Origin of the sequence: Sporolactobacillus shoreicorticis, from assembly GCF_024125445.1 — a bacterium.
GTDB lineage: Bacteria > Bacillota > Bacilli > Bacillales > Sporolactobacillaceae > Sporolactobacillus > Sporolactobacillus shoreicorticis.
The window spans coordinates 124402-148445 of sequence record NZ_JAMXWM010000002.1; the positions used below are offsets into that span (position 1 = coordinate 124402).

Below are 24044 nucleotides of genomic sequence, written 5' to 3' on the forward strand. Positions count from 1 at the left end.
TGTTGAGACCGCGCGATTAAGAGAAACGACCGATAAAATACGAAAAGAGACCGATAAATCCTGCGTCGCCTCATATCCCTGCAGATGAAGAATAACGATACAACGATTAGGAGTTCGAAAAATGTCTGAATCCAACATACCTGTAGCGAAAAATGAACAGCTTGAAGTCAGCTTCAGCGATCTAACCCAGGACGGGTCTGCTGTGGCAAAGGTGGACGGTTATACACTATTCATTCCCGGAGGACTGCCCGGTGAAAAGGCAATAATTCAAGTCATCAAAACCAAAAAGGGCTATGGGTACGGCCGCTTAATCGAGCTGACCAAAACCAGTGACCGTCGTGCCGAACCGCCATGCCCATACTATGACCAGTGCGGCGGCTGCGCCATCCAGCACATCAGCTCCGAGGGGCAGCTCGCCTACAAACGCGAGATCGTGCAGAACGCACTGGAGCGGATCGGTGGTCTGACCGACATTTACGTTGAATCAACGCTCGGCATGGCCAAACCGTGGCGTTACCGCAACAAGATCCAAGTTCCTGTCGCCCAACAAAATGGAAAATTCGCTTTTGGCTTTTACAAGAAACGCAGTCATGATATCGTCACCATGGATCACTGCATGATCACCGAAGCGATTATCGATGACATTGTTCAGACCGCGCGCCAAATCGCCGAAGAACATCACGTCATGCCTTACGACGAAACCAAACATCGAGGCGTACTCCGTCATATCATGGCCCGTGTCGGCAAGAAAACCGGTGAAGTCATGGTTGTCTTTGTCACGCGTACTGAAGAACTCCCGCACCGCAAGACGCTGATCCGGGAACTGATTGAGCGCTATCCGCACATCAAATCGATTGCTCAGAATATCAATACGAAGCGCACAAACGCAATTTTCGGCGACACAACAAAAACACTCTGGGGGCGCGATGTCATCTACGACCAGATCGGCGGCGTCACCTTCGCCATTTCAGCGCGCTCGTTTTTCCAAGTCAACCCCACCCAAACCGAAGTGCTCTACGGCAAAGCATTGGAATACGCCGAACTGACCGGACAAGAAACGGTGATTGACGCCTATTGCGGCATCGGCACCATCTCCCTGTTTCTCGCAAAACAAGCGAAGCACGTTTACGGCGTGGAAATCGTTCCCGAAGCGATCGAGGACGCGCGGAAAAATGCCGAGCTCAACAAGATCACCAACGCCACGTTCAAAGTAGGAAAGTCGGAAGATGTGATTCCGGTATGGCGCGATCAGGGCATCAATCCGGACGTTATCGTCGTTGACCCGCCGCGTAAAGGCTGCGACGCCTCACTGATCGACACGATGACCGCCATGCAGCCGCAGCGGATCGTCTATGTTTCCTGCAACCCTGCAACCCTTGCACGCGACCTTAAGTTACTCACCGCCGGCGGGTATCAGGTGAAAAAAGTGCAGCCGGTTGATATGTTCCCGCAGACGATGCACGTGGAGTGCGCGGTATTGATGACGAGGGTGGATAAGTAAAAATACGGAAAGTCCTGGTAGATAAGCCATTTCTGTAGTTTTTAGATTTTCAAACTGTACACTCAAAACGTGATTTTGCTTGTGGATGGGAATCAGTCTATTGAGGAAAATCCCGTTCGCAAGTGTATAGGCTTGATAACAGGCTTTGACGACAAGACAGGATAGATGTTTCAGCTTTTTGGGGCTTGGTGAGAAAACAGGATAGATGTTTTTCGGATTTTCGCTTGTACACGGGAACAGGTCAGAATATGGATGACTTTTAATTTGAGGATGATAAAATGGAAATATTGGATGTATATCAAAACTATTATAGCTACATTTATAACTATGCCCTGAAATTGACCTGCCACCCGGAAGATGCCCTCGATTTGACACAGAACACCTTTTTGAAGGCAATGGAAAAGCTGGATACCTTAAAAAGCGAGCATGCACTGGCAAGCTGGTTAGGAACGATATGCTTTCACGAGTTTATTAACAAGGCAAAAATGGATTCTCATAAATATCTGGCTGAAGTAGAAAATTGGGAACAATTAGAGAAGGAAGGAACCCTATTGTCCGATATTGCTCCCCAACTGGAAGATGAGGTTATTGTAGCGGAAGAAATTAGGGATTTACAAAACGGGTGTTTTATGGCAATGGTACGAAAACTGACATTAAATCAGCGTATCACTTTTTCACTGGTGGATATGTACGGACTGCCTATTGAATATGTTGCGAATCTATTAGATATCTCTATAGGAGCGGCAAAAGGTTTGCTCTATCGTGCAAGAATGAATATCGATTCTTTTTTGGGAGACCATTGCAGTATTATTTATGAAAAAAATCCTTGTAGTTGTAGGGCCTGGATAGATTTTTCAACAAACCGTTCTAGTCTGCAACGTCAATCCCATAAGTTACTGGAAAAATTAGATTATAATAAAAAGGGCTATGTATATAATGAACATGTTAGAAAAAGAGTTCAGTACCTTTATCACCATATGCCTGAGAAAAAGCCCCCGGCGGAATGGTATCAAAGTGTTTTAACAATTTTGGCACATCAAAATTAAAAAATTATCTTTAAACCGTATCTTTTAAATTGCTATTTTGTCTTTATGATTGTAACCGTTAAAATTCGGTACAAATCAGAAAAAAGGATGGATAGTAATGGAAAAAGTTACAGACGGATTTAAAATGTTTATGAAGGAAACGGACGGTATAGGCAAAGCATTTATGGGTTCTATTTTTAAAATGTCAGAAAAAAGCGCGCTTGATAAAAAGACTCACGAACTCGCCTATATTTCCGTATTGGTATCAACGAAAATATATGGGGGGCTGCCATTTCATATCCAGAAAGCAAAAGAACATGGGGCAAGCGTAGATGAAATAAAGAGTGCTATTCTTGTGCCACTACCAATTATGGGTATTCAGATTGCAGATGCATTACCATACTTGAGTGAACTTATCGAAAAATAATCATTACAAAAGGCACCCTGCGTTGTGATTTCGTAGAGTGCTTCGTTCATTTTTGCCCTTATTCATCCACATCCATCGTTACGCCGGATTTGAACTCCATGGTGAATTTGTCCTCGTAGACGGTGATTTTTTCAATCAGCCACTGGACAAGCGGTTCGTCGTATTCGGTTAGGGCGGTGGGCTGTTCCCGCAGGAAAGGTACCCATATCGGCAATGCGTTTTTCTGTTCATCCCACCCGGCGCTTTCCAGCTGAAGCTTCTGCTCCATTGATAGGCTTGATAGTTGGAACGGAATAAAAAAGGGCAAGGCAACTCGTTTGTTTTTTCGTCTTACTCCATGTATTAATTTTTGTAAATGGTAGCTAGATCATATATTCTACGCTTCATTTCTGCGCGGATATGTAACGGCTCTAAACACTCGCATTTATCCCCAAAACTGAAAAGAATAGTGTAGTAGTAATCATTCTCTATGAAAGGAAAACGAACAATGTAATGCTCATCACCATCTGGAGAAAAATCTTCATAAGAACAAAAATCAAGTACCCTGTCCATGACAGATTTATGAATACGAATTTTGATTTTTGTTTGCAGCGTTTCCAAGATTTCTTCAAAGTCTAAAATCGGTTTTTGATAATCTCGTGGCGTAAAAGTTTCCTCTTGCATTTGTAGGTTTGAAATGCGGGATAGTTTGAATAAGCGAAAATCATTTCTTTTATGACAATACCCTTGCCAGTACCAATGACTGCTTTTCAATACAAGCTGATACGGTTCGGCTGTTCGTACGGTTTTATTTCCGTAGCGGTCTGCATAGTCAAACGAAAGTAACTTGCTTTCCTGTAAAGCTGTTTTGATAACCTCTAAATAGGGTTGTATGTTCCTGTTGCCCATCCACGGACTTAAATCAATATATATTTGATTTGCTTTTAATTCAATGTCTTTCGCTCTGTCGGCGGGGATAAAACTCTTGACTTTCGCAAGGGCGTTTACCAGTTCATCACCTCGTATCATGTTGGAAAGACTGGAAAGCCCCATCAAGATAGCAGAAAGGTCGGCAGTCGAAAAAACCTTTCGATCAATCTTGTATTTTTGCATGATTTCAAATCCACCTCCCACTCCCGATGCTCCGCAAACAGGAATACCCGCCATGTTGATTGAGTCTATGTCGCGGTAGATTGTGCGGGGTGAAACTTCAAACATATCTGCTAACTCCTGTGCGCCTATACGCTCTTTATCAAGGAGTATCATAATAATGCTAACAAGTCTGTCAACTTTCATCTGATAGCCGCCTTCCAAAATTTCTTGTTATCCTTGTAGATTGTTGCCACACTGTTGTCAACAATTGTAAGGCATAATAAAAAAGCAAGCAAATCAATGTATCTATCAATGAAAATGGGAGGGAAATTATGTTTACAATTTATGTCTACGTTCTTGATACTTTAGCCGATTGGGAACTGGGGTATGTTACTTCGGAGCTGAATTCTGGTCGATTTTTTAAAAAGGGTGAGCAACGTGTATCGCTCAAAACAGTTAGTTATTCTAAAGAGCCAATCCATACAATGGGCGGGATGACAATAGTGCCCAATTGCTTAATTGATGATATTGTTGTGAGTGAAATAAGCGTGTTGCTATTACCGGGCGCAGATACATGGAACGACCCAAAGAATGGCGCTATCATCGAAAAAGCAAGTGAATTTCTCTCTTTAGGCGCTACGGTATGTGCAATCTGTGGGGCTACCGCTGCGCTTGCTAACTTTGGGCTATTGGATAAGCGTCCGCATACTAGTAATGGACCGGGATTTCTTGAAATGGTTTCTCCTAGTTATAAAGGTCAAAGTTTTTATATAGACAAGCCATCTGTAGCGGATAACAACCTTATTACTGCAAGTTCCACCGGAGCTTTGTTGTGGGCGAAACAAATTATTGAGCATTTAGGCGTTTTTCAATCAAACACACTGGAATCTTGGTATGACTATTTCAGTACCGGTGAGCCTAAACATTTCTTTGCCCTTATGCAAACTTTGCCGTCTAGCAATGAAAGCTGATCCACCTAAGTCATAAACAGGACATAGACCATATGATAAGTGATTTCAGAATATGGGTATCATATAAATTTCGATTAAAAATTCTACTTGATTAGAAACTTAAAAAGTAAACAAGGCACTCTACGGCTGCAATGATTCCGTAGAGTGCTTTGCTCATTTTTGTCCTTATTCATCCATATCCACCGTCACGCCGGATTTGAATTATACGGTGAATTTGTCCTCGTAGACGGTGATTTTTCAATCATCGGACAAGCGGCTCGTCGTATGCGGTCAGAGCGGTGGGCTGTTCCCGTAGAAAGGTGGTCATATCGGCAATGTGCTTTTTCAGCTCGTCCCGCCCAGCGCTTTCCAACTGAGGCTTCTGCTTATCCTCGCGCAGGTGGTAAATCTCCTCGGCGATGTCCTCATGTCTGGTTCGGACGCCGAATCCGCTTCAAAAGCTCCTCTTGCAGTTCTGCCAGTCGCTTGTCGACGTCGGTAAGCGGCTATCCTGTTTCGGATTCCAAAACGGCTTCAATGTTTCTTTGCAGGATGGCGAGGGAGGTGTCCTTGCCACACCATGTCTGATTAATGGCGGCAACCAATACCTGCTCAATCTGACTTTGCGGCACGGTGTTGGATCGCAGAGCAGACCGGTATTCTCAAGATGGCTGATACATTGCCAGACGACGGACTTCTTGCCGCCACGATTGTACCAATGAATCCTGCGGTAAAACGCTCCACAGCAGCCGCAGAAAATGATGTTCGGCAGGCAGTGGTTGCTGAAGAGCCGGTTCTGCCCATTCGGGCTGGTGTGGACGATGCGACGGTGCGCCAATTCCTCCTGCATCCGCATGAAAATTTCACGCGGAATAATGGCTTCATGTCTGTTTTCCACATAATACTGTGGCACAAGGCCGTTGTTCTTGACACGCTGTTTGGTAAGGCAGTCAACGGTGTAGGGTTCAAGGTATTCCCGGTAAATACGCTTGACGATTTCGGCCTCCTCCGGTATGTATATTGCCATCAAGAAAGTCTGCATGCCCGCTGGCACTATTCAATTGTAAAAATATGCTTAAATGTTTATTATCCATTATACTGAATAGAAGATGAATTAATATTTATAGAAAATAAGCATTTCGACAGATTTGAATTTACCAAATATAAGTATAAAGAAGGCGAACTTATGGGAAAAACAGATCAAATACGAGAGGTGCTATTGACCACAATTTGTTGCGATAAGAAACAAAGTAAAATATCACGTGAAGATAATATAATTTTGTCTGGTCAAAAATATTATTCATCTACTGATGCTGATATGTCTAATTTCGCAGTAGGGTTTTATGAAATTGTATATAAAGATATTTTAAATTCCAAGCCGCTCTTAAAACATAATGGATCTTTGTGGAATAATGAATATGCTGGCGATACAATGAACAGCTTTAATACCGTTGCGAATATTACTCCTAGAGCAGGAAAATCTCGTGTACAAAGAACGGCTATGGAAGAATGGCCGGAATATTTACAGAATTATTATAGAAAATATCATTGCTTGGCGAATTTCTGGATTCTTCCCATGGAAATTGGACGAACGACAAAAGGAATTTTAAATAAAGCAATTAATCCAACAGGTGATTATATGGATCGCTTTTTAGAAATGGTACATTCAAAAATCAGGTTTTATGGATATGACAGGGAGTATTTCAGATGCTTTAATTGTTGGGGTGAATTTACTGATAAACATTTCCTTATAAATAGTTATCTAAATGAAGAGCTAAAAATTGAATTGTATAGCAATTTCAACGAGGATAAAAGTCGGAAATTTATAAAAAAAGCATTAGAAAAAATTGGACAGAGAGCAGAATGCATTGCAGAATCTGAATATGCAAATAAATTGTGGGAGTACTTTAATGAGTGGAATTTATTTAAAGAAATAAGATCCGTGTAAATTCCAATTTATTTAAAATCTATGATAACGGAGGTTTTGTCGGGGCTGATGATAACAAAACAATTCACTATATCCCATTAATGCCTTAAGGTGAGAAACGCGTTGTAGTATTTACTGCCGTGTAAGTACAAACAGTGCTGAACAGTTGAAAAGTTTAATTGCCCAAGTGTCGTCGCTAACAAGATAACAGCAGCTAATCCCAAATGGCTACTAATGGAGGATAGGAGACTTCAAATGGATAAAATGATTAAGATCAGAAATGAAGAAGAAGCGGATTACGCGAGAGTTGAAGAAATTACAAGGAAATCTTTTTATAATCTATACATTCCAGGGTGTAATGGACACTATTTGGTTCATATTATGAGATCCTATAAAGATTTTCTGCCGGAGCTCGATTTTGTAATTGAACTTGACAATCAGATCGTTGGGAATATCATGTACACAAAAGCAAAACTGGTTGATGAGTCTGGGGAAGAGAAAAAAATCCTTACCTTCGGCCCGGTTTGCATTATTCCTGAATACCAAAGAATGGGTTACGGAAAAATGCTAATAGAGCATTCGTTTGATCAGGCGATTGCGCTTGGTTATGATGTGATTGTAATATTTGGAAACCCGGGCAATTATGTAAGCCGTGGCTTTAAGAGTTGTAAAAAGTACAATATCTGTCTTGAGAATGGAACATTTCCAGCAGCAATGATGGTAAAAGAGCTGAAGCCGGAAGTTTTGGATGGAAGGAAATGGGTTTACTATCACAGTCCGGTGATGAAGATAGACGAACAAGAAGCCGAGCGGTTTGATGAGAGCCTGGAAAAAATGGAGAAGAAAATCCAGCCAAGTCAGGAAGAATTTTATATTCACAGCCATTCTCTTATACATTGAGTTTCCTTTAATGGTATAAGGATAAGCTACAACTTCTAATGCACGGGAAATAAGGTGGTTTGACTACTATATTACTATATATAGTGGTTGGGAGCATTAAATGCGCTCAAAAAGTGTAAATTCCGCCTTCATAGATAACAATGTCCATCGTAGCCAGATAGACAATCTTTCGCAATGCATCATCGATAGGATAAGCATTCTTAAACTTAGTGACTTTTCTGAGTTGACGGTGAGATCTCGCGCAAACGAGCGTTCTGTAGTGGAGTTGAGGCAATGTTGTCCATTATGCAGCGGACAGTTCATGGAAAGACGCCTGATAAGGGCAGTGACAGATCCTTGGGAAAACCGTCAAATGAACGAAAATTCACGTACTTCCATGCGTTCATTGCTTCAGTTGACGTAATTGGATGGCGAAATTTTAAGCCTCTGAGAAAGAATGCTAAAGCAAGAGTACTTCTGATAAATTATCCTGCTAATAGCAGTCCTGTCACATGTTGAGTGTGTAGCGTTAATGATATGGATATCCTTGTAACCGTAGGGTTTGTGAGAGATCAATAAAATAAAAAAAATCGCTGAATGTCTGTTTGATGGGCAGAAGGCGATTTTTTGTGTTTAGGGAGAAGTATTTTTTATGTGACTAGACTACACGTCTATTCACAATAACAACTAGAAATTATAATTTAGAAAGCAAATACTAATAAATCGTGATATGGTAGTAGTTAGGAAGTCGCGTTTCTAATAGTTTATATTATTATTTAGCATCTCTGCTTCTTCAGGGCTGACATACCAGTCACATTTTGAAAGTGAAAGACTTTTTGTAGATATAGCTGATCCAGTTCTATTTTCGATGGTATTGCAGTGAAAAAGGCTTTAGCCTTTTTCACATCCCCAAATTATAATTGAAGCAAATATAATTGTGATATAATGTGATTATTTACTGAAGACCGGATTATTGATTCAATTACCTCTAAACGGATGTTTTTATATGTTTGGAAACGAGGAAACAGATCATGAATAGAAAAGAAGATATTTTAAATGCGTGGATTGTGGTGGAACAGCTATCTGAAGGTTCTATTAATAAACGAGACAAAGAATTAAATCCTCTTAAAACAGAAACAAACGATTGGGCTACGTTTTTCTTGGATTTTATAAATACACAGAAGAAACAGCAAAAGATTTCAGAAAAAGCTTTTAAGAAATCCGGTTTGGTGTTATACTTCGCTATTTTTAATTTCCAAGAAATTGTTGATATTTTGAGGAGAAAGTACAACATCCCCGCAACCTATGAAGAAACAACTAAGTCTGATAAATTCACTTTTTCTTTGTATTTTGATAATGAATTGAACTTTCTTGCAGATAAGTTGTTCCTTACGATGAGTGGCTACATTCGATATAAAGGTAGATTACCTAAAGATTTCCTAAAAGTAGAAGATGAGTTTCGCAATGAATTAAGCAGGGAATTCGATGAAGATTTTAACAAAAAAATTTCTGAACTATTCAAAAAATATAAGGTTTCTTCGGAAAACTTTCGCTATTCATTTGTGAAGAATATAGACAATGGTGATGTCAATTTACATTCATTTTTTATTGATGATTTACAAAAAGCAAAGGAAATGCATCATAATAAAAACTTGAATCGATATTTCGACGGGTTTTCAGGACGAAGACAAAATTTGAACGGTAAGAAAGATTCGCAGAATTTTAATCCGCAAATTTTTGAAGAAGTGTTACAACCCAAACTCTACCCGTTAGGTCGTTTCCCAAGTAATCCTGATCATGCACTTTCATTTATGCAACAAGTTGCAGTCAATTTAGCTTTGAACGAAAAAAATGACATCCGTAGTGTAAATGGTCCACCCGGAACAGGAAAAACCACACTTTTGAAGGATATTTTTGCCGATTTAGTTGTGCAACAAGCGGCGGAAATTTGCAAACGTTCAGATAAACATATTCAAGGTACTCTAGTCTATTGGAAAGAAGCAAAACTTGGTATTTTACCTCACAACATTTCAGATAATAATATTGTTGTTGCAAGTTCAAACAATGGAGCAGTCCAAAATATTGTTAAGGAATTGCCTCAAAAAAAGGAAATTGCTGGCGAATTCCAAAAAAAAATAGCAGAGATTGATTATTTTCAATACATATCTAATTTGGAACTATCCAGTGAAGGGTTTGGGAAAAGTCGGGAGATTAAGACAAAGCTTCTTGGGGAGGAAAATTGGGGAACGTTCTCACTAGAGGGCGGGGCGTCAATTAATGTCAACAAGTTAATGCTGAATGTTGAATGTATTGAAAAATCTTTTGAAGAGAACAATCAATTGGACTTGAATGTTTACCAAGAATTTTCAAAACTACGTGATGAATTGAATGCTGAAAGAGAGAAAATTCAGCAATATAGTGAACAGATAAGACGGCTTCTGGAATTGAAAGATCAATATGAGAAGCAAGCAATTAATTTTAAACAAGGAGAAAACAGGAGACAAACTGAGCTGGCAGTACTTCGTGAAAAAATAACAAGTGATCTTAACATGTTGCGCCAAGAAAGTGACATACTTCAAGAAAATTTGTCGGATATTTCCATCAAGCTCAGAGAGTTAGATCATGTGCAAAGCCAAGCGGAAAGAAATTTTGATGTTGTTAAGTCACAGAAACCGAGTTTGCTATGGATGCAAAAAATTTTTAATAAGTCTCAGGTTAATCAATATTTGGAGAAGCTGAATAACGCCAATGAAATGTTGAATCATCTTTCTGAACAGAGAAAGAATTTGTTAGATAAACAGGTCAATCTAAAGAACGCTTTAAGAAAACATGTTAGTAAAAGTGAATCGAATCAACAATACCTTCAAAATGCTGAAACTGTGTTTGATCAATGGACGGTCAAGCAGCAAAACATTTTGCAAGATTTGAAACAAAAAATAGTGACACTGGAGAAAATCAAATCTAAAAGTGACATCAAAGCACTTGATTTTTCGCAATCATACGATGATCTTCAAAAGTCTAATCCGTGGTTTACCAAGACGTTTCGTGTACTGCAATCAGAACTTTTTATCTCAGCATTGAAAGTAAGAAAGAGATTCTTGTTTGAAAACAAGAAGAATTTGAAAGCCGCGAGAATAATTTGGAATAGCCAAATGAAGTATATGTCAAAAGAAAACGGACAACAATTAGTAACAGAATCATGGCAGTGGTTGAATTTTGCTATTCCTGTTGTTAGTACGACTTTTGCCAGCTTTGGTAGAATGTTCAAGAATCTTAATGAAAATTCAATCGGTAATTTATTTATAGATGAAGCAGGTCAGGCATTACCACAGGCCAGTGTAGGTGCAATCTTTAGAAGCAAAAGGGTTATGGTTGTTGGCGATCCCTCGCAAATCACGCCGGTATTGACCATAGATTCAAATGTTTTGAATATCATAGGAAGACATTATGAAGTCAATGAAAAATTTGTTTCTGCTGATGCGTCCACTCAAACACTCGTGGATGCAACCAGTCAATATGGGTTCCAGAGAAATGAAGGTGAATGGATCGGCATTCCACTTTGGGTACATAGACGTTCGGATTATCCGATGTTTACAATTTCAAATGAAATATCATATGACGGATTGATGGTTCAAGGAAAACCAGAAGAAGATGCGCAAGGAAAATCAGAATGGTTTCATTCAACAGGAAAAGCGAGTGATAAATTCGTGAAGGAGCAAGCTGAACTGTTGAAAAATCTGATTGATAAGCGAGTGCAGAAAAATCCTGAGTTAAGAGACGAAATTTATGTCATTTCACCATTTAGACACGTGGCGTATAAGTTAGCACAAGCTTTGGATGAAATTCATTTCACAAAGCGAAAAAAAGGAAAATTAACAAACATAGGAACGGTTCATACATTTCAGGGGAAAGAAGCAAAAATTGTATATTTTGTACTTGGCGCTGATACCGATAGTAAAGGTGCTGCAAAATGGGCGGTTTCTGACCCAAATATGATGAATGTTGCGGCTACGCGCGCAAAAGAAGAATTTTATGTCATAGGTGATAAAAAATTGTACGCTTCCCTAGGTAGTAAAGTAGCAAATACAACGATTTCAATCATTGACAATTATAATAAGCAAGCAAACTAACAAGCTGATTTTGAGATAACGCTTTTAATTTTTGGTGTGCAAAATAGTTGCAAAGCTATTATGCTGTCTCAAGCCACATTGAAACAATAATGATGACGAATAGTGATTTGAAGAAAAGAAGATAGTTTGACTACTAAGCAGGCATTTACTGATATCAATAGTTAAGTAGATTGGAGAAAAGAATGAAATCATTCTTACTAATTGGACAATCAAATATGGCAGGTCGTGGATTTAAGCACGAAGTGCCTCCGATTTATAATGAAAGAATTATGATGTTGCGAAATGGCAGATGGCAAATGATGACTGAGCCCATTCACTTTGACAGACCAGTTGCGGGCGTAGGACTTGCGGCGTCATTTGCAGAGGCTTGGTGTAAGGATCATGCAGGAGAAAAAATTGGTCTCATTCCATGTGCGGAAGGTGGCAGCTCCATTGATGAGTGGTCGCTGGATGGAACATTATTTCGTCATGCAATAAATGAGGCTAAATTTGCAATGGAAGATAGTGAATTGGCAGGAATACTATGGCATCAGGGGGAAAGTGACAGCCAAGATGGGAAGTACAAAGTATATTATGAAAAATTATCAAGAATCTTTAATGGAATAAGAAGAGAACTATCCGTACCTGATAGTCCATTTATTATAGGTGGTTTGGGCAATTATTTGGGTAAGGTGGCATTTGGTGCAGGGGGCGTGGAATATCAGCTCATTAACGATGAACTTCAAAAATATGCACAGGATAATGGAAATTGCTATTATGCTACTGCCGAAGGACTTACATCGAATCCAGACGGTATCCATCTCAATGCAATGTCCCAGAGACTATTTGGCATAAGATACTATGAAGCGTATCGTAAAAAAAAGCATATAGATGAACCATTGACAAATGAAAAAGAGCTAGTAAATCAATGCCATAATAGAATGAATACATCAGCGGAAAAAACATATATAGCACTAGAAAAATTTACTTTGGGGAAGATTTCTTATGAAGAGTTGGTGAAGGCTTTTTCGCAATGACAGGACCGCAATAAATTCCATGTTTCGTCTACGGTCAACACACCTACTCGCGACTTACTTCAGGTGATAAAATAGGCTTAAGTTTTCCCCCTATTGATTATTTGATACTTACGTTGAACTAGGTGTACATAACCCTAACTGATCCCTCCAATTAAGTAACCTATCTATGTTAAAGCCGTTCTGAATCGATCATCAGGGAGACATTCCCTTGAATCATTGTTAAAATGAATTCGTTGTGTGTTGTAACAATCAATAAAGAAGTATTTAGCAGAAGGTGAAGTTAGGTGAAGAGAGAGAAGTTAAAGAGAGAGAAGTTAAAGAGAGGCCTTAGTGCGCGCCATATTCAGATGATCGCGCTGGGCGGAACGATTGGCGTTGGTTTGTTCATGGGCTCAGCGAGTACAATCCAGTGGACGGGCCCGTCCGTGCTGCTTGCTTATGCGATCAGCGGATTGTTTATTTTCTTCATTATGCGGGCGATGGGGGAGATGTTATACGTTGAACCGAGCACCGGATCATTTGCGACATTCGGACGCGAGTTTATTCATCCGCTCGCCGGTTATCTGACCGCGTGGAGCAACTGGTTTCAATGGGTCATCGTCGGCATGTCTGAAGTGATCGCCGTAGGAACCTACATGAAGTTCTGGTTTCCGGGGCTGCCGGCCTGGATTCCCAGTGTTCTGGTTGTGATCATTCTCGGTGCGGCGAACCTGATTTCTGTCCGTTCATTCGGCGAATTTGAATTTTGGTTTGCAATGATCAAGGTGGTTACAATTATTTTGATGATTATTGCCGGAATCGGACTGATCTTTTTCGGATTTGAAAATGGGGGACGAGCGATTGGCTTGTCAAATCTCTGGGCACACGGCGGTTTTTTTACAAAAGGGTGGACAGGCTTTTTCTTTTCGCTGTCGCTCGTCGTTGCGGCTTTCCAGGGGGTTGAACTGATCGGCATCACTGCCGGTGAAGCGAAGCATCCGGAAAAAACAATTGTCCGGGCGATTCAGAGCATCATCTGGCGTGTCCTGATTTTCTATATTGGCGCAATCTTTGTGATTGTCACCGTCTACCCGTGGAATCAGCTTAATGAATTGGGCAGCCCGTTCGTTATTACGTTCGCGAAAATCGGCATTACTGCTGCAGCCGCGATCATTAACTTTGTCATCATTACGGCAGCGATGTCCGGGTGCAACAGCGGTATTTACAGTGCCGGACGGATGCTCTACACGCTGGGTGAATTCGGACAGGCACCTAAATGCTTCAGTAAAGTTTCCGGAAACGGAGTGCCGCTTTTTGGCACGATTGCGGTGCTCATCGGTCTTGCTATTGGTGTTGTCCTGAATTTTGTCGCACCGCCGAAAATTTTTGTGTATGTCTACAGTGCGAGTGTTCTTCCGGGGATGGTCCCATGGTTCATCATCCTGATCAGCCATCTCAGGTTCAGAAAAATAAAAGAAGCTGAGCTGCGGGAACATCCGTTCAGAATGCCGCTTGTACCGTTTTCAAACTATCTGACGATTGCCTTTTTAATCATTGTATTAATCGGGATGTGGTTCAATCCAGATACACGTCTGTCGCTGATTGTCGGGATTATTTTCCTGTGTCTCGTCGTCGCCAGCTATTATGTTTCCGGCACTGGAAAACGGGATTCTCAGGAAAATGAAGCAAAGTAATTTTAGCCAAACAGGTGATCTGATTGATTCAGAAGATGATAAGCAACGTTACAGCGGATCGAAGAAGATTTTAAAAAGTTGAGGCTTTGTTGGCGTGTTGCCATATACCATTTTCACTCTGAAGGGTACCATCAATGGATCTATTTGATTTCATTGATTGGTACCTTCTTTTTTTGTTAAGGTGATGGAGAGGAAAGATCGCAAATTTTCTTCTATAATCACCGTTTCTTCAGATTATTCCTTTGATCGCGACAATACGTTTGTTAATGCTTTGGTAATTCTCTCAATCGAGTGATCTTCCTCATCTTCGAGCCAACTTAAAATGGCACTAACCGTTCCATTGGCAAAATAGGAAAAATAATACTTTAGGATGTAAGGATCCTTCTCGTTAAAAACCTCTTTAAATTCCTCAATTGCTTGTTCCCGAACTTCAGAAAATAGCTCACTGACCATGATTCCATTACGGTAATTTGCCAAAATCATTCGGCCAACAACTTCGTTATCTTTGAATATAATTGTCAGTCTCTTTAGCCAGTCATGAATCTGTTCTTGTGGGCGGATCGCTAAAACCGGTCTGATTTGATCGACGAACTCTGCTTCAATCTTATGAAATAGATCAAGCGGGTCATCAAAGTGCAAATAAAAAGTTCCTCGATTGACATCCGCCTCTTTACAAATTTGAGTAACCGTTATCTTTGAGAGCTCATTCGTGTTTAGAAGGTGTAAAAAGGCTTCCTTGATTACTTGGATTGTATATTGAGTCCGCCTGTTGTTTTTTGTACCCGCCATCAGATTCACCTTATCCCTCATTTATTCAACACCACGTGATGTACTTGTTTATTCAATAACAAAAAATGAAAAATTACATATTGAACTTGGTTTTCACGTTTACTATACTATCAACATGATGTCAAATCAACACTGTGTTCAATAAATATCAAGAGGGAGAATAAAAGAGTTAGTTAGAAGTAAAGAACACATTGAAACCAAGAGGGAATTCGATGATCGTTGTTTTTCCATAAAAGAAACAAATTGACTGAATATACGATTTTGATAGAGAAAAGACGATTGATTACGAGCAGATAAACTTCATTTTGTTTTTGCGGGGAGGATCAGAAGTGAGAGGAATCATTAAAGCACGGTGGATCATTTTATCCTTATGGCTTGTTGCAACGGTCGTGCTCGTTGCTTTGCAACCGGATATCAATGCCATTCTTAGAGATCGAGGTCAGAAGGCATTAAACGAAGACAGCCCATCGGTACAAGCCGATACCATATTGAGTAAAATGGAAAAATCGAAGGGAACCAATAATCTTGTCGTCTTTTATGACAAGAATAAGATTTCCGATAACGAGTTGAAACAAATCAAGCAGGGTGTGGAACGATTCCATGATGATGCAAATAAGCTCGGAGTTGCTGAGATCATGGATCCCTTCAGCGTACCTGAAGCAAAAAAGTCGCTTATTTCGAAGGATAAAACAACCGTAATGGTGAGTTTCAAGTTAGACAAAAAGTCTCGAGAAATCGATGATATTCAAAAAGCAATTGATCAGCGCTTGAATAAAGTGACGGTCACCCATTACTTGACCGGTGAGGATTTCATTAATAATGACTATTTAAAGGCGTCTCAGGGCGGTGTTGAGAAGAGTGCGGCACTGACCGTTCTGTTCATCTTAATTGTCCTTGTCATCATGTTCCGATCCATTGTGACGCCGATTATTTCTTTACTTGCGGTTATGTTCTCCTACCTTTGCTCAATGGGGATTGCCGCGCAGTTGATTGACAAAGCAGGCTTCCCACTTACAAGTCTGACGCAGATGTTGCTTATTTTGATCCTGTTCGGCATTGGGACCGATTATAATATATTGCTGTTTAACCGATTTAAGGAAGAGCTGTCAAAAGGGTTGTCCGTTGACAATGCGATTGTTTCGACCTATCAAACGGCCGGAAAAACGATTGTCTACAGTATCCTGACTGTCTTTATCGCTTTTGCGGCACTTATATTCTCTCAATCGCCAATCTATCGGTCGGGCATTGTCGTGGTTATTGGTGTTGCGTTTCTGTTGCTCGAGATGATCACCTTGACTCCGTTTGCGATGAAGCTACTCGGTCAAAAGCTGTTCTGGCCATCCAAAAGTGCTAAAGGACATGGAGAGAACAGGATGTGGGCAGGGACAGCAACGATCGCCACCAGGCATCCAATCATTTCCGTAATCCTGGTGGCCGTACTCATTGTACCGGCTGTGTTTTTCTATCAGGAAAAATTGAACTTTGATACGATCGGTGAACTGGGTAACAGTTACCCTTCGTCTAAAGCCATGAATATTGTGGCGGATCATTTTGGCAAAGGCAATGCAATGCCAGCGACTGTTGTCATTGAGAATAAAAAAGCTCTGGACAATAACGAATCGCTGGCAGCGATTGATCGGCTAACCGGACAGCTGGAAAAAATGAAAGGCGTCAAACAAGTTTCTTCCATAACAAGGCCTCAGGGGCAAGAAGTGAATGGTTTTTACATCGGTGATCAGACGAAGTCGGTCACAAACGGATTGTCCGCGACGCAGAAGGGCGTCGATCAAATCGGCGGCGGTCTGACAACGGCTCAGAAAAAGCTTGCCGCGGCTGACTTTTCTCAAGTCAATAAGATGGTCGACGGAACAGCCAAGCTTGAGACCGGCATGACTGCTTTGACCAGCGGGCTTAAGCAAATTCAAAATGGGATCGGAGGTTCCGGTCAATCACAAAATATCAGTGATGGGATCGGACAAATAGAAAGCAATCTGGAAAAAATGAGCGGTGCTGTGACTACACTTGCCGATCACTATAATCAGATGCAGACCGGCTATGCGAAAATGGGTACCAGTTATCAAGACACTGCAAAGGCGCTGCTCGGTGTCAAGAATGCACTCGCGCAGATGCAAATGCTGACATCGGCGCTCGGTGACAGCAGTCCGGGTGTTGCCGATGATCAAAATTATCTACGACTAAAAGCGAGCTTCGATCAGTTGTCTGCATCGTTGGCCAAGATCACACCGGAAGGCATCGACGCATTGAACAAGAACTACAATACACTGACGACAGGATTTAAAACGGCGAACAGTCATCTGTCTGAGATGAGTGATGGTCTGTCCCAAATGGCGGAAGGACTTGAAAAAACGAAAAGCGGTCTTGACAGTGCTTCCTCAGGCATCGGAAAGATTGTCACCAATATGGATCAAGTAACGGACGGACTGGGGCAAATGAAATCCGGTCAGCAGAAGCTGGCAGATGGTCTTAACGGATTCCATACTTTCAGCGACAAGCTGGCGGATGTCACGAAAGGATTGGATCAACTATCCGGTGGTCTTGGAAAAACCAACGATTTCCTTTCACAACTTAATACAAATCGAAGCTTCTCGATACCGGATGAAGCACTGAAAGATAAGCAGTATCAGCAGGCATTGGATGCGTTCATGTCTAAAGACCGGACCATCACCAAGATAACGGTGATTCTTAACCATGACCCATATTCAAAGCAAGCTTTAAATACAATCAAGCACATGAATACAACGGTGAAGAACGGAATGAAGGGAACGGCTTTGGCTGATGCAAAGGTAGCTGTTTCCGGGCCAAGTTCGACAACCTATGATACAAACAATGTTCTGACAAAGGATTTGAATCGCTTAACGGTTATTGTACTCATTGGTGTTCTGCTCGTTCTGCTCGTTGTGATGCGTTCCTTCTGGATTCCAGTGTTTATCACGGTGTCGCTCATGGGGGCGTACTATGCGGCCATGTTTGTCTTGAATGCTCTGTTTATCAATTTGATTGGTCTGGAAGGTATTTCTTCATTCGTTCCATTCTTCGCCTTTATCGTAATCGTTGCTTTGGGCGTAGACTACAGCATTTTCCTACTGGCACGTTACAAGGAATATCCGCTGATGTCAGGAAAAGAAGCGATTGTCGAAGCAGCCAAAAGAGTGGGTACCATCATTTTGTCGGCCTTCGTGATTCTTGGGGGAACCTTCGCGACACTGATGCCGTCGGGAATTGTGCTGCTGATTGAGCTGGCAACGGCTGTCATTACCGGTCTGATCGTGCTCTGCTTCATTATGCTTCCGATCTTTGTCCCGACGATGATTTCACTCTTTGATTCTCCGCCAAAGTTTAAAAGAAGCACTGAGTCATCAGTGAGCGAATAAATGAATCCAAATGTGAATGCAGAACATAAAAATGAAGATGTCTCAAGGCTTATGCCGATGAGACATCTTTTTTTCGTGCCAAGATAAGCATATTTCGAGTGATCGGGATAGTCGCGCGTAGCAAGGGGGAAAGGATATCATCAATACGTGTTGCTCCATTGATCGGTACCTTTGTTTTTGTTAAGGTGGAAGCATTCAAAATGCATGCCGTTTGATTTCAACGGCTCAATCATGCTATAAGTGTTATGAACGTATTTTTGGGGATGCGGATTTTGGACGAGCAACTCATAATGTGAGGATTTGAATGTAACGATGATTAATAATTTTTGGCGTGATTTGCCACGACCTTTTTTTATACTGGCACCGATGGAAGAGGTGACGGATGTTGTTTTTCGCCATGTAGTGAGTGCGGCAGCCAGGCCTGATGTGTTTTTTACAGAGTTTACAAACACGGATAGTTATTGCCATCCGGAGGGAATTCAAAGTGTGCGGGGACGCTTGACGTTTACAGAGGATGAACAGCCGCTTGTTGCCCAAATATGGGGGGATAATCCGGAGCACTTTCGGCAAATGAGTATCGGTCTGGCGAAACAGGGGTTTCGTGGTGTGGACATCAATATGGGCTGTCCGGTTCCCAACGTGACGGCGAATGGAAAAGGAAGCGGCCTGATCCTGCGCCCCGATGTTGCAGCCGATTTAATTCAGGCGACAAAGGCGGGGGGACTGCCTGTCAGTGTGAAGACAAGGCTCGGTTACTCGGATGTAGATGAATGGCGGGACTGGCTGACACATGTGCTGAAACAGGATATTGTGAATCTGACCATTCATCTGCGTACGCGAAAGGAAATGAGCAAAGTCGATGCACACTGGGAACTGATTCCGGAGATTGTGAAACTCCGCGATCAGGTGGCACCGGAAACACTTTTGACGATCAATGGCGATGTCACTGACCGGCAAACCGGCTTGATGCTCGCTGATCAATATGGTGTGGATGGGCTGATGATTGGGCGCGGTATTTTTGCCAATCCATTTGCCTTTGAAAAAGAAGCAGAAGATCATAGTAGTAAGGAGTTGCTTGATCTCTTGAGGCTGCATCTGGATCTCTATGATCACTATTCCGCGGAATTAGAGTTGCGCCCGTTTACAGCGCTCCATCGCTTTTTTAAGATCTATGTCCGCGGTTTTCGCGGGGCAAGTGAATTAAGAAATCAATTGATGAGTACGAAGTCAACAGATGAAGTGCGTACATTGCTTGATCGCTTTGTACAGCAGCAAGATCAGTAAATAACCCAGAATAAGTAAAGGCAGACAGCTTAAGCGACTGTCTGCCTTATATTATAACTGATTGAGTTTGCTTTCAGGTTCGCTGCCATTCGCTACACGTTTTATGTTGCTCACAAAGAAATCATACCTTTTCTTGTGGAATTTGAGACCGTCAGGCATGCCCGCTGTATGAGGCGTAAGGATCACATTACTCAGGTTACGAAGCTCACTGTCAGTTGGAAGCGGCTCAGATTCAAATACATCCAGACATGCGCCTGAAATATCCCTGTTTTTTAATGCATCTGTCAGATCACTTTCATTGACAATCCCGCCACGGGCTGTATTGATAAAGAGCGCGGTATTTTTCATTTTTTTGAACACCGCTTTGTTGATCATCTGTCTGGTCTGCTGATACAGGGGAATATGGACACTGACTATGTCCGATGTGCGAATAAGATGATCGAAATCCGTCATTTTTACAGAATTGTTGGATGGTACAACAGCACGTCTGGCATATGCCAGCACATTCATACCGAAAGCACTGCAAAACGCAGCTACTTTTTTACCGACAGCACCCAAACCGATAATCCCAATCGTTTTGCCGGCCAATTCACTTCCGGTGTAGCTCAATTGATTTTCATTCATCTTGTTTTTCATGAAAGCATCGAGAAACGGTATGTTTTTATAATAGGACAACATTAATGCCATGACATGCTCAGCCACTGCCTGTGCATTCACGCCTGCAGCATTGGCAGCCCAAATGTCGAGCTGCGTGCACGCATTGATATCAACATTATCAAATCCGGCCCCTGTTTGTACCAATTTTAATTTTTTCGCTTTAGAAAGCAGGCTGTGATCCACTTTTATATGTTCAGGTATGAGTACCTGACAATCTGCAATATGATGCAGCATTTCTTCTCCGTGGGGGACGATGACGATGTCCCAGTCTTGCGGAAAATACCTTGCAACCATTGCTTTTGAGGTCTCGGTAAAAGAGCCGACGATTAGAATCTTCACTGCTGAACCACCTTTCGTGTTCTGTATCATGCTTCGAAGAAAAAACGTTTGATGTTTTCAGGCCTGACGTTTTTTTGTCAGTTTTCCTATTAATTGTACCTATTATTATTAAAGAAATTGTACCTTTTAATCGTTACAATTAAATTATATACTATAATTCACATCGTTTACTTGTGAAATAGAGTTGCTAAGGAAATTGATTGGAGATGTTTCATCGATGTACAGAGAAATGAGAAGAAAAAATAAAAAGCTCTCAGAAGAAGAGATGCTCCAGATTTTGAATACAGGCCTCTATGGTGTTTTATCTACGGTTGGGGAAGACGGTATCCCTTATGGCGTGCCGATTAGTTTTGTTTATAAAGAGGATCAACTCTATTTTCACTCAGCGCTCGTCGGACATAAATTAGACAACATAAAAGCAAATAACCATGTATCTTTTTGCGTTGTTAATGATGTAGAGACAGTTCCAAATAAATTTACAGCAAAATTTAAAAGTGTGATTGCCTTCGGAACAGCTGAAGAAGTAATCGATAACGAGAAGAAAGCTGCTCTATTAAAGTTGTTCTTAGAAAAATATTCGAATGATTTTATCGAATCCGGTGTGAACTACATTGAAAGAGCGATTAACGCCGTCAAAATAGTTCAGGTCAACATCGATCATATGACAGCAAAAGGAGGAAAATGACACGACTTCATGGGATTATGGTTCTTGCACAGCGCCGGCCGGATGCTCGATTTTAACTGGTTTACTTTCCTCACTGTTATGATCCTAAAAATGACTATATGCTTGATTAAATCGATACACTGTTTCTTGATAATCAAATCGGGAAAATGTGATCACTGTAGCTTGTCTTGGGATGGGTGCCGATATAGTATTCCGTTTACGTTGATCTTAGGACACAGAATTCGCTGGAATGGTCGTAAGGTTTACTTTTCAAAAAATTAACATGATGGAGGCAAGAACATGCGAATAAACGTGTTACAACATACACCTAACGAAGGACCGGGTTCAATTAAAGAGTGGTCGACAAGCGGAGGACATGAGCTGTATATCTATCATCCTTATCAATTTGATGGTATTTTACCAACTGCTGATCAGACAGATATGCTGATCATTTTAGGAGGACCAATGAGCCCCAACGATTCCAATGAATGGATTTTGAATGAACGCAAGCTTATTCAAAAGTTATTAAATCAGAATGTTCCTATTTTCGGAGCGTGTTTTGGCGCGCAACAAATTGCGAAAACACTAGGGTACACGATTGGAAAATCACCTGCAAAAGAAGTGGGGTGGGCTCCGGTGTACTTGAAAAGCAATGCTATTCCTGATCTTCCTAAAAAACTGGTTGCGCTGCATTGGCATGAAGAAATGTTTGAGATTCCAGAAGAAGCGGAACTGCTGTTTTCAAGTGATTTGCTAGAAAATCAGGGTTTTGTGATGAATCATAGAGTCATAGGATTACAGTTTCATTTCGAACCGCAAGCGGATGATGTACGCGAGATTGTTGTGAACGATGGTCAGTACACAGAGGGATCTTTATTAAAGCAATCACCTGAGGATATTTTGAACTACCCCATTCCAAAGGAAAATAGGGAAGTTATGTTTCAGTTATTAGACTATATTACAAATTGAATGGACATTGGATTGGACAAATCGTGGACATGGCTCCAATGAGGCAAGGCATTTTACACGAATGCATTTTGAAATTCTCCGAACCTGCCTCGCTTTAGTGTCGGGCATGGCAGAGGGATTTAGTCTGTTGTTTGATTCATAATGACGATTGATATGGCGCATACGGATGATCAACTCAATGAATTTGTATTTATCTTGCTTATCTGATAAACAATTATCAACCGAGAAATTGAAATTTTCAGGCTAATATTCATGATTTTTTTATATGCGATTATTTTAGAAGAAAGAGAAAGTGATAAAATTGGAAGCAATGATCCTTATCCTTGCGGTAGCGGACGAAAGGATAAGAAATGCTATGGAAAGTGATGAGCAACTTCGCTGTGTGAAAAAGCATGTGCATTCATTTTTAAACACGTAAATTATGGATCAGCACGGTACATTTATTAATAAAAGTTTTTTTTACCAACTCGAAACAACGGAAAGATGCAGCAGGTCACGAGAATCGATTAAGTGAGGACAATACAATGAAACAATTATTGATTGTTGAGGATGATTTATCCTTAGCAAATAGGGTCGCACTTGCCTTAAAGGGCAGCGAATATAGTTTTGTACAGGCGCAGGATCTGCTGTGGCTATGGCGGAATGTTTTCAAAATGGATTTTCAGCGACGATCCTCGACCGTACGACAGCTTTGGAAACGGTGCGGCGTGCGCATAAGTCCGGTCGGTTTCGCAGCTGAGACAGAAAGTGAACTTCGCCGGCTCTCTGAAGCGGTAACCGGCGTCACTCATAATTATGACGAGGGATTAAAAGGTGCCGATTTAAATGATGAGCTGCTGCTTATTTTTAATGACTGGTCAAAATTCACAGGCGACAACGGGGCGTTGAGCAGGTTTCATGTGCTTACAAAATATATCGGAAAAATTTCTGAAGCAACATCGTTTGGCAAATGGTTGATCGATAAAGAAGGTGATGGAAAGCACGAACATCCATTTCGGTTGCCCTACGTAAAATTCAATTAACTTGTCGATCAATTTGTTGCCGATTTTTATCAGTTTTCGGCGTGTCATCCTGAATATCGGCTTATAGATTATGGAGAGATACTGAATCGTTATGGCCTGAAATGGGGAATAGATTCGATGGGACACGCTCCCGTTGATGTTCTGGATGAACAGTGTATTCTTGCGTTGATCATGGGTGCCATTCGGGCCGAGCGGTTCTGCGATGGAACCTTCTAAGTCTTTTTAAGAATGATTGTGTCTTGAAATGGCTGAAACGCTTGAAAGCCATCGATCAGATTTAATTTTGAGGACGTTCAGACCAGTGAAGCTATGGAAGCCTTTGCCCGGTC

At 41.2% G+C, this 24044-nt stretch carries 19 protein-coding genes; 15 read left to right on the forward strand and 4 right to left on the reverse strand.

Annotated features, from left to right (window positions below; genetic code table 11):
- Nucleotides 1-121: 121 nt before the first annotated feature.
- From rlmD to NIE88_RS02230, 3 genes are all read left to right on the forward strand, one after another.
- Nucleotides 122-1501, forward strand: a complete 1380-nt coding sequence (gene rlmD, locus NIE88_RS02220) for a 23S rRNA (uracil(1939)-C(5))-methyltransferase RlmD (protein WP_253058249.1) — start codon at nucleotides 122-124, stop codon at nucleotides 1499-1501.
- Between the two features lie 278 nt (nucleotides 1502-1779).
- The gene (locus NIE88_RS02225; protein WP_253058251.1) at nucleotides 1780-2547 is read left to right on the forward strand and encodes an RNA polymerase sigma factor; all 768 of its coding nucleotides are present in this window, start codon (nucleotides 1780-1782) and stop codon (nucleotides 2545-2547) included.
- Nucleotides 2548-2644: 97 nt separating this feature from the next.
- Entirely contained in the window at nucleotides 2645-2953 is a 309-nt protein-coding gene (locus tag NIE88_RS02230; protein WP_253058253.1) for a carboxymuconolactone decarboxylase family protein, read from the forward strand.
- A gap of 58 nt (nucleotides 2954-3011) precedes the next feature.
- Here NIE88_RS02230 and NIE88_RS02235 read toward each other — a convergent pair whose 3' ends face one another.
- Together NIE88_RS02235 and NIE88_RS02240 are read right to left on the reverse strand one after the other, a co-directional pair.
- A complete protein-coding gene (locus tag NIE88_RS02235; protein WP_253058255.1) occupies nucleotides 3012-3221 on the reverse strand; it encodes a resolvase in 210 nt (69 codons plus the stop codon).
- A gap of 74 nt (nucleotides 3222-3295) precedes the next feature.
- Nucleotides 3296-4228 (reverse strand): helix-turn-helix transcriptional regulator, encoded by a 933-nt coding sequence (locus tag NIE88_RS02240; protein ID WP_253058257.1) that lies wholly within the window; start codon nucleotides 4226-4228, stop codon nucleotides 3296-3298.
- 128 nt (nucleotides 4229-4356) lie between these two features.
- On the opposite strand from NIE88_RS02240, the gene NIE88_RS02245 reads away from it, so the two are divergent.
- The 7 genes from NIE88_RS02245 to NIE88_RS02275 all read left to right on the forward strand — a co-directional run bounded on the left by NIE88_RS02245 (nucleotide 4357) and on the right by NIE88_RS02275 (nucleotide 14599).
- Complete coding sequence (locus NIE88_RS02245) at nucleotides 4357-4995, forward strand: type 1 glutamine amidotransferase family protein (RefSeq protein ID WP_253058259.1); 639 nt, start codon at nucleotides 4357-4359, stop codon at nucleotides 4993-4995.
- Between the two features lie 646 nt (nucleotides 4996-5641).
- The gene (locus NIE88_RS02250) at nucleotides 5642-6076 is read left to right on the forward strand and encodes a hypothetical protein (RefSeq protein ID WP_253058261.1); all 435 of its coding nucleotides are present in this window, start codon (nucleotides 5642-5644) and stop codon (nucleotides 6074-6076) included.
- An 84-nt stretch (nucleotides 6077-6160) separates the two neighbouring features.
- Nucleotides 6161-6922, forward strand: a complete 762-nt coding sequence (locus NIE88_RS02255) for a hypothetical protein (RefSeq protein ID WP_253058263.1) — start codon at nucleotides 6161-6163, stop codon at nucleotides 6920-6922.
- A 234-nt stretch (nucleotides 6923-7156) separates the two neighbouring features.
- Nucleotides 7157-7801 carry a GNAT family N-acetyltransferase gene (locus NIE88_RS02260; protein ID WP_253058265.1) on the forward strand — a complete coding sequence of 215 codons (645 nt, stop codon included), beginning with the start codon at nucleotides 7157-7159 and terminating at the stop codon, nucleotides 7799-7801.
- Between the two features lie 1010 nt (nucleotides 7802-8811).
- Entirely contained in the window at nucleotides 8812-11910 is a 3099-nt protein-coding gene (locus NIE88_RS02265) for an AAA domain-containing protein (RefSeq protein ID WP_253058267.1), read from the forward strand.
- Nucleotides 11911-12092: 182 nt separating this feature from the next.
- The gene (locus tag NIE88_RS02270) at nucleotides 12093-12926 is read left to right on the forward strand and encodes a sialate O-acetylesterase (protein ID WP_253058269.1); all 834 of its coding nucleotides are present in this window, start codon (nucleotides 12093-12095) and stop codon (nucleotides 12924-12926) included.
- Nucleotides 12927-13273: 347 nt separating this feature from the next.
- Nucleotides 13274-14599, forward strand: a complete 1326-nt coding sequence (locus NIE88_RS02275) for an amino acid permease (protein ID WP_253058564.1) — start codon at nucleotides 13274-13276, stop codon at nucleotides 14597-14599.
- A gap of 234 nt (nucleotides 14600-14833) precedes the next feature.
- Here the strand turns inward: NIE88_RS02275 and NIE88_RS02280 are convergent, their stop codons facing one another.
- Nucleotides 14834-15409, reverse strand: coding sequence for a TetR/AcrR family transcriptional regulator (locus tag NIE88_RS02280; RefSeq protein WP_253058271.1), 576 nt, complete (start codon nucleotides 15407-15409; stop codon nucleotides 14834-14836).
- A 308-nt stretch (nucleotides 15410-15717) separates the two neighbouring features.
- Here NIE88_RS02280 and NIE88_RS02285 point away from each other — a divergent pair, with 308 nt between their 5' ends.
- A complete protein-coding gene (locus NIE88_RS02285) occupies nucleotides 15718-18780 on the forward strand; it encodes an MMPL family transporter (protein WP_253058273.1) in 3063 nt (1020 codons plus the stop codon).
- 312 nt (nucleotides 18781-19092) lie between these two features.
- On the forward strand, nucleotides 19093-20064 hold the full coding sequence (locus NIE88_RS02290) for a tRNA dihydrouridine synthase (RefSeq protein WP_253058275.1): 972 nt from the start codon (nucleotides 19093-19095) through the stop codon (nucleotides 20062-20064).
- A gap of 51 nt (nucleotides 20065-20115) precedes the next feature.
- On the opposite strand, the gene NIE88_RS02295 is transcribed toward NIE88_RS02290, so the two are convergent.
- Nucleotides 20116-21060 carry an NAD(P)-dependent oxidoreductase gene (locus NIE88_RS02295; protein WP_253058277.1) on the reverse strand — a complete coding sequence of 315 codons (945 nt, stop codon included), beginning with the start codon at nucleotides 21058-21060 and terminating at the stop codon, nucleotides 20116-20118.
- Nucleotides 21061-21277: 217 nt separating this feature from the next.
- On the opposite strand from NIE88_RS02295, the gene NIE88_RS02300 reads away from it, so the two are divergent.
- From NIE88_RS02300 to NIE88_RS02310, 3 genes are all read left to right on the forward strand, one after another.
- Complete coding sequence (locus NIE88_RS02300) at nucleotides 21278-21745, forward strand: pyridoxamine 5'-phosphate oxidase family protein (protein WP_253058279.1); 468 nt, start codon at nucleotides 21278-21280, stop codon at nucleotides 21743-21745.
- Nucleotides 21746-22024: 279 nt separating this feature from the next.
- Entirely contained in the window at nucleotides 22025-22693 is a 669-nt protein-coding gene (locus tag NIE88_RS02305; protein ID WP_253058281.1) for a type 1 glutamine amidotransferase, read from the forward strand.
- A 524-nt stretch (nucleotides 22694-23217) separates the two neighbouring features.
- Nucleotides 23218-23715 carry a hypothetical protein gene (locus tag NIE88_RS02310; RefSeq protein WP_253058283.1) on the forward strand — a complete coding sequence of 166 codons (498 nt, stop codon included), beginning with the start codon at nucleotides 23218-23220 and terminating at the stop codon, nucleotides 23713-23715.
- Nucleotides 23716-24044: the final 329 nt, after the last annotated feature.